The sequence below is a fragment of the Halomonas sp. BC04 genome (assembly GCF_000568385.1).
This window is the reverse complement of the sequence record NZ_AZQX01000347.1, coordinates 1-6,941: the sequence shown is the minus strand read 5'-3', so window position 1 is coordinate 6,941 and position 6,941 is coordinate 1. Positions and strand designations below refer to the sequence as shown.

The window sequence follows — 6,941 nt, the reverse complement described above, 5'->3', positions numbered from 1 at the left end:
GGCCGATCGCGTGGCGGTGATGTATGCCGGCCGTTTGATCGAGATTGGTCCCGTGGAAGAGGTGATTCGCAGCCCCCAGCACCCTTATACCGAAGGCCTGATGGCCTCGATCCCCGGCATCGAAAAGCGCCTCACCAGGCTCTACCAGATCGAGGGCTCCATGCCGCGGCTGGCGGCCATCCCCCCGGGCTGCCCGTTCAACCCGCGCTGCCCCCACGCCCAGGATCGCTGTCGCAGCGAACGGCCCGACCTGTTGCCTGCCGGGCCAGGCCAGGCCGCCTGCTGGCTGCATGACCCGGTCGATCCGCTTCCCCGGATTGACCAGAACGACAAACAGGAGCATGCCCATGTGCGCTGACACGGCGATCAAGCAACAGCCGGTACCGGCGAGTGGCGACATCCTTCTGGAGGCCCGTGACCTGGCACGTCATTTCGACGTCTCCAAGCCCTGGCTCAACCGGGTGCTGGAGCGTAGCGAGAAGCTGTCGCTCAAGGCGGTGGACGGGGTGAGCTTTTCCATCCGGCGCGGTGAGACCGTTGCGCTGGTCGGCGAGTCCGGCTGCGGCAAGTCCACGGTGGCCCGGCTGGTGGTAGGGCTCTACGGCCTGACCCGGGGCAGCCTCATCTTCGACGGCGAGGACATCAGCGACCTGGCGAACCGCACCGGCCGCCAGGCGGCCAGCCTGCGCAAGCGCTTCCAGATGATCTTCCAGGACCCCTACGCCAGCCTCAATCCGCTCTGGCGGGTGGGTACCATCATCGGCGAGCCGCTGCGCTTCTTTCGCCCCGAGATGAGCAGTGCCGACCGCCGTCGTCGGGTGGGCGAGTTGCTGGAGCAGGTGGGCATGTCATCCATGGATGCGCTGCGCTATCCCCACGAGTTCTCCGGCGGTCAGCGTCAGCGCATCTCTATTGCCCGGGCGCTCTCCAACGAGCCGGAGTTCATGATCTGCGACGAGCCCACCTCGGCGCTGGACGTCTCGGTGCAGGCGCAGATCCTCAACCTGATGCGCGACCTGCAGGACGAGTACGGCCTGACCTACCTCTTCATCAGCCACGACATGGCGGTGGTCAAGCACATGTCGGACCGCATCGCGGTGATGTATCTGGGCCGCATCGCCGAGATCGCCCCCTCCGACCAGCTCTTTGCCAACCCGCACCATCCCTACTCGAAGATGCTGCTGGCGGCTGTGCCGTCGCTGGAAGGGGCCGGCAAGGAGCGCACCACCATCCAGGGGGAGGTGCCCAACCCGGTGCATCCGCCCTCGGGCTGTGCCTTCCATCCACGCTGCCCCCATGCCAATGATCGTTGCAAGGTGGAAGTGCCGCTGCTGATCGCCCGAGGCGACGGCAGCGAAGTGGCCTGTCACGGGGTCGAGGAGGGGCGTATCGAGTGAGTCGAGGCGACTGATGCTGGAGCTGTTGTCTCCGCTGTCGTCCGCGGTCAACCTGGGGCTGGTGGCGCTGTCGGCACTGACCTCGGCGCTTTCGGCGGCGGCCGGCATCGGCGGGGGCACCCTGCTGATCATCGTCATGGCCCAGGTGATGCCCGCCACGGCGCTGATTCCGGTACATGGCATGGTGCAGCTGGGCTCCAATGGCGGCCGGGCGGTGATGACCTGGCGCCACGTTCGCCGCGACATCGTCGCGGCGTTCCTGCCAGGCGTGATCCTGGGCGCCGTGGCGGCGGCTTGGCTGTTGATCCGCCTGCCCTATGGCGTGTTGGAGCTGTGCATCGCCGCCTTCGTGCTCTACTCCTGCTGGGGGCCGGGCCTGCCCCAGCGGGCGGTGGGGCGTGTCGGCACCGTCATCGCCGGTGCGGTGACCACGTTGCTCTCCAGCCTGGTGGGGGCCAGCGGTCCGCTGGTCGCCTCCTTCATCAAGCTGGGTATCAGCGAGCGCCTGCCGCGGGTGGCCACCTTCGCCACCTGCATGACGCTTCAGCACACCACCAAGGCGTTCATCTTCGGCTTTGCCGGCTTCGTCTTCCGCGACTGGCTGGGGCTGATGCTGGCCATGGTGGCGGCGGGCTTCGCCGGCACCTGGCTCGGCCTGCGGCTGCTTCACCGGGTGACCGACCATCGCTTCGACTTTCTCTTCAAGTGGGTGCTGACCCTGCTCGCCCTGCGGTTGATCTGGCTGGGCGTCGAGCGTCTGCTGGCGTCGTGAAAGGGTCAGCGCAATGCAGTGCCCGTAAGAAACGGTTCGCAATAAACAGTTCGCAAGAAAAGCCCCGGCCAGGCCGGGGCAAGCGATCGTGGTAAGCAGTGCCAGTCGTTGCGATCAGAACTCGTAGGTCGCCGAAAGCCAGAAGCTGCGGCCGTCCAGGGCGACACCGTCGGTGGCGCGACCCGTTTGGGTAAAGCGATAGGCCTGATAGGTATTGCCTTGCCATTCATAGCTGTCCGCTTTGCTGAAGTCCTTGTCGAGCAGGTTGTAGATCGTGCCGGTCAGGCGGATCTGGTCGGTGAACCGATAGGTGGTGCGTAGATGGAACAGTTCGTAGCCATCCAGCGTGTTACCCACCTGCTCGTACATCGCCTGGTTCTGTCCGCTGGTCGGAAAGCCGTCGGTGAAGCGTTCGCGTGAGGAGTAGTACTCACCTTCGAGGGTGGTGTTGAGCCTGCGGGTCACGTCCCAGCCCAGGCTGGCGGTGAGCTTGTGCTTGGGCGTGTTGGTGAGCAGCATACCCTCCTGTTCACCAGAGGTGATCTCGGTGTCGGTATAAGTATAGCCGCCACGCACTTCCCAGGCGGGAGCGAAGCGATAGCGCGCTTCCAGTTCGATGCCCCGGGTTTCCGCTTCGTCGATATTGATCAGCTGCGAAAAGCCGGTCTGCTGGGAGAAGTTGCCAACGGTGATACAGCCGGGCACGTTGCCGTCCGGGTGCAGGCAGTTGGGAATTTCCGCCCCAGTGGCGATTCGGTCCGTAAAGCGGTTGTAGAAGGCGGTACCGCTGACGGTCAAGCCGTCCAGGTTGTCGTAGATGGCACCGATTTCGTAGTTGGTGCTTTTTTCCGGCTCCAGGTCGGGAGAGCCGATGGATACGCTCTGGCCCTGGTTGCCGAAGCCGGTGATGCCGTCATGCAACTGGTTGAGCGTGGGCGTCTTGTAGCCGCGGCTCACGCCACCCTTGAGCGTCCAGTGATCGGTCGTGTTCCACACCAGGTAGCCGCGAGGGCTGAAGTGGCCGCCGAAGGCGTCGTGATGCTCATAGCGGCCGCCCAGAGTCAGCGCCAGGTCATCGCGCAGCCACCACTCGTCCTCGGCGAACAGTGCCCAGCTCTGCTGTTCGAAGGCCTGGTTACCGGCCGCTCCATCCTCCAGGCGGGCATCGATGTACTGGCCGCCCAGGGTCACCATGTGCGCATCTAATGGCATAGTGAACTTGGTATCGAAGACGATATCGCGGTTTTCCAGCAGGCGTGGCTCGCCCCCCTCGGCCTCGTAGCCATAGGCCAGTGCACTGCCGGCGGGCAGGGTGCGGCCCAGGGTTTCGGTGGTGTTGTGGGTGACGCTGCTCTCCAGGGTCCCTGACTCGAAGCGCCCGGTATGGCCGATGGCCAGCTGGTCGCGATTGAAGCGCAGTTCATCTTCATAGCCCCAGAACTGGCCGGGTTGCGGGGCACAGGTCGCCCGGTCGGTGCCGTCCAGCGTGCCCAGGCGGCAATCGTCGTTGGCATAGGTCTGGTGTGCACGCTCTGCGTCCAGCCAGATAGAGTTGCTGTCGTCGGCACGCAGCGTCAGGCGTCCGCCTAGCGAATAGATGCGCGCTTCGACAGGACGTGGGTCACGAGCGGCGCTGTCGGGAATCATGCGCTCGGAGGCATCGCGATCGAACAACCGGCCGCGTAGCTGCAGGCCGAGAACGTCCTGGACCAGGGGCCCGGAGGCATAGAGATTGATGCCCTGGGAATTGCCTGCGTCACGGTCCTGCTGGAACGTGGTATCCACCGATACACTGCCCGTCCAGGTGTCGCTGACGGGGCGGGTGATGATATTGATCACGCCGCCCATGGCGTCGGAGCCATACAGGGTCGACATGGGGCCACGGATCACCTCGATGCGCTCGATGGCCGACAGCGGCGGTATGAAGCTGGTCGAGGTCTCGCCGAAGCCGTTGGGCGTCACGTTTCCCGAGGTGTTCTGACGGCGGCCATCGATGAGTATCAGGGTGTAGTCGCTCGGCATCCCGCGGAGGCTCACGTTCAAACCACCTGTCTTTCCCACGCCCGAGCGCACGTCCACGCCGGGCACGTCCTTGATCGCTTCGGCGATGTTCGAATAGCGACTGCGCTCCAGCTCTTCCCGGGTGACGACTGAGATGCTGGCAGGCGCCTCGTTGAGTGCCTGCTCGAAGCCGGCGGCGGTGACGACGATGCTGTCTAGGCGGGCAGAGTCCTGCGCCTGGGCGATCATTGGAAAAGACGTACTGGCAATTGTAATAGCCAGAGCGGTGCGGCGGATGGTGGGCATGGGATCACCTGCTTGGTACAGAGTATAATGAGATTGATTATCAAGCGCAGGTAATTCTATTGCGGAATGTTCCCTTTGTTCAGGGGGAGAAGCCACAACGACTCGTTGCGGTTTCCGAAACACCCAGCCGATGGGGAGCGCCCGGGGAGGCGCCGTGAGCATGGCTCACCCCGGCAGGGTGCCACTCGGGCGGCGTGGACTGGCGCAGGTAATCGAGCAGTGCACTGACACGTCGTGGCCGAGGACCGAAGGCGTAGAGCAGCGTCACGGGAACGGGGGCTGCCCTCCATTCCGGCAGGCAGCGGACCAGCGAGCCAGGATGGGCCCGCTCGCGCAGGGTCGCTAGCCATTCAGGCATCATGCCGAGACCATGGCCTCGGGCGATCGCATCGCCATGCAGCATGTGCTGATCGACACGAAAGCGCGAATTCGGCGGCTGGAAGCGAAACGCCCCCTGTGCCGGATGGGTGAGCGTGAGCCCCTGTTCGGTTTCACCCAGCAGGTCTATCCAGGCGTGCCGGGCCAGTTCATGGGGGTGCTGTGGATCACCGTAGCGGGTGAAATAGTCGGGGTGGCCGTACAGGCCGCGATCGAGCCAGCCGAGGACCTCCTGGCGCAGCTCGCCGCCGGGGACCTCGCCCAGCCACACGGTCAATGCCTGGCTGTCGGCGGACAGTGGGGGCGTGTTACCGGTCTGCAGCGTGAGACGTATGCCGGGATGGCCATCCATGAATGCTGCCAGCAACCTGGACAGCCAGCTGCGTGCCAGGGCGTTGTGGGCGACCACATGCAATTCACCGCTGACTTCATCGCTCAGCTCGTCCAGCGCCTGGCGGCCCTGCTCGGCCAGCTCGAGAATCTGGTGGCAGTACCCATGGAAGAGCTGGCCCGCCTCGGTGGGTAGCAGCCGATTCGACTGGCGCCTCAGCAATGGCTGGCCCAGCTGGCGCTCGAGCTGGGAGATGCGCCGGCTCAGCGTCGACTTGGCCAGGTCAAGGGTGCGGGCAGTGCGGGTCAGGCTGCCTGAGCGCATGACATGATCGAAGGCGAGTAGCTCGTCGAGATCGTACATGGCGATCCTTCGCATGGGTTGGACGTTGCAACAAGAGCAACAGTGTACCCGGCAGCGCATGTAATGAAAACGATTCTTGTTAAGATTCATTGCTCTGGCGATGCCGTTGCAACATTGGCAACGCATCGTTGCGTGGAGGCAGGGTCGTCTCTCAGGTGATAATAATTCCCATTAAATTCTTGATCTGCCACGAGGAGACACCTGATGGGAACTGGGCGATTCTGCGGCAAGGCAATGGGCGGCACCCTGCTGGCTGTGGCCCTGCTTGCGCTGATGCCGCTGTCGGCCTGGGCCGAGCGCAGCGTGGAAACCGCCTTTGGCAAGGTGACGGTGCCGGAAGCGCCGCAGCGTGTGGTGACGCTTCATGAAGGCGCCCTGGACGTTGCGGTGGCAACCGGCGTGAAGCCACTGGGTGCCGTCACCACCCGGGGCGGCGACAATGTGGCGCGCTACCTGGCGCCGCACTTCGACGACATCGCCATTGTCGGCGTGGTCCGGGAGATCAACCTCGAGGCCGTGCTCGCCCTGGAGCCGGACCTGATCCTGGCCCCGCCGCAGCTGGCCGAGGCGCAGTATCGGTTGCTTTCGCGCATGGCCCCGACCGTGGTGCCTTTGTCGGTCGGGCTGGACCCCGTCGCCTGGCGCAGCGAGACGCGCCTGTTTGCCCAGGCCCTGGGGCGCGAGGCGGAAGGCGAAGCGGCGTTACAGGAAGTCGACGCCCGTGCCGCCGAGCTGGCCGAGCGCATGGCGGGCAATGAAGCCCCCAGTGCCGTGCTGGTGCGCTGGATGCCACAAGGCCCATGGTGATGTCCGAAGCGCTCTTCACCGCCGGGCTGCTGCGCGCCGCCGGTGTGGCGATCCACGATGCCGGCCTGGTGCGTGAGGGCGTGCCGCACAGCGACCCGCTCAGCTTCGAGAACCTGTCCCGGGTCGATGCCGACTGGCTGTTCCTGGCAACCCTCAATGAAGAGGGGCGTGAGGCGCTGGAGGCGGCCAGGGAGTCACCAGCCTTTGCCCGGCTCGACGTGGTCGCCCGCGACCGGGTCGTGCCCGTCGACGGGCAATTATGGACGAGCGCCACCGGCCCGCTGGCGGCCCAGGTCATTCTCGACCAGCTAGACGCCGCACTGTCGCCCTGATGCTGGCACTGCAGCATTCGGGCCTTCTCCCGGACCGCCGGCTCTCTCGAGCGATGGTGGGCCTGCTGGTCATGCTGGCACTGGTGTGCCTGGCCAGCCTGCTGCTGGGCGCCGGCGATGTCGGCCCGGCCCAGGCATGGTCTGTGCTGATGGGGCGAGGTGATCCGGAAGCCACGTTCGTGCTGAATTCACTGCGCCTGCCGCGCACCCTGGTCGGCCTGGTGGTCGGCGTGGCGCTTGGCGTGGCCGGCGCC

Annotated in this window: 8 protein-coding genes; 6 read left to right on the top strand and 2 right to left on the bottom strand. The window is 65.3% G+C overall.

Annotated features, from left to right (window positions below):
* The 3 genes from Q427_RS23165 to Q427_RS23155 all read left to right on the top strand — a co-directional run.
* Positions 1-358: oligopeptide/dipeptide ABC transporter ATP-binding protein (locus Q427_RS23165; RefSeq protein WP_043517602.1), on the top strand; the 358-nt coding region annotated here is incomplete at its 5' end.
* Positions 348-1,397: an ABC transporter ATP-binding protein gene (locus Q427_RS23160; protein ID WP_051496631.1), complete on the top strand. Its 1,050-nt coding sequence runs from the start codon at positions 348-350 to the stop codon at positions 1,395-1,397. The genes Q427_RS23165 and Q427_RS23160, both read left to right, overlap by 11 nt.
* 13 nt (positions 1,398-1,410) lie before the next feature.
* Complete coding sequence (locus tag Q427_RS23155; protein WP_043517600.1) at positions 1,411-2,169, top strand: sulfite exporter TauE/SafE family protein; 759 nt, start codon at positions 1,411-1,413, stop codon at positions 2,167-2,169.
* A gap of 114 nt (positions 2,170-2,283) precedes the next feature.
* Here the strand turns inward: Q427_RS23155 and Q427_RS23150 are convergent, their stop codons facing one another.
* Positions 2,284-4,476 carry a TonB-dependent receptor domain-containing protein gene (locus Q427_RS23150; RefSeq protein ID WP_043517598.1) on the bottom strand — a complete coding sequence of 731 codons (2,193 nt, stop codon included), beginning with the start codon at positions 4,474-4,476 and terminating at the stop codon, positions 2,284-2,286.
* Positions 4,477-4,555: 79 nt separating this feature from the next.
* Complete coding sequence (locus Q427_RS23145; RefSeq protein WP_081786176.1) at positions 4,556-5,548, bottom strand: LysR family transcriptional regulator; 993 nt, start codon at positions 5,546-5,548, stop codon at positions 4,556-4,558.
* Between the two features lie 204 nt (positions 5,549-5,752).
* Between Q427_RS23145 and Q427_RS36535 the strand changes: the two genes are divergently transcribed.
* From Q427_RS36535 to Q427_RS23135, 3 genes are all read left to right on the top strand, one after another.
* The gene (locus Q427_RS36535; protein WP_331280695.1) at positions 5,753-6,355 is read left to right on the top strand and encodes an ABC transporter substrate-binding protein; all 603 of its coding nucleotides are present in this window, start codon (positions 5,753-5,755) and stop codon (positions 6,353-6,355) included.
* Complete coding sequence (locus Q427_RS36530) at positions 6,349-6,687, top strand: hypothetical protein (protein ID WP_331280694.1); 339 nt, start codon at positions 6,349-6,351, stop codon at positions 6,685-6,687. The genes Q427_RS36535 and Q427_RS36530 overlap by 7 nt, the downstream gene beginning before the upstream one ends.
* Positions 6,687-6,941: iron chelate uptake ABC transporter family permease subunit (locus Q427_RS23135; protein WP_043517596.1), on the top strand; the 255-nt coding region annotated here is incomplete at its 3' end. The genes Q427_RS36530 and Q427_RS23135, both read left to right, overlap by 1 nt.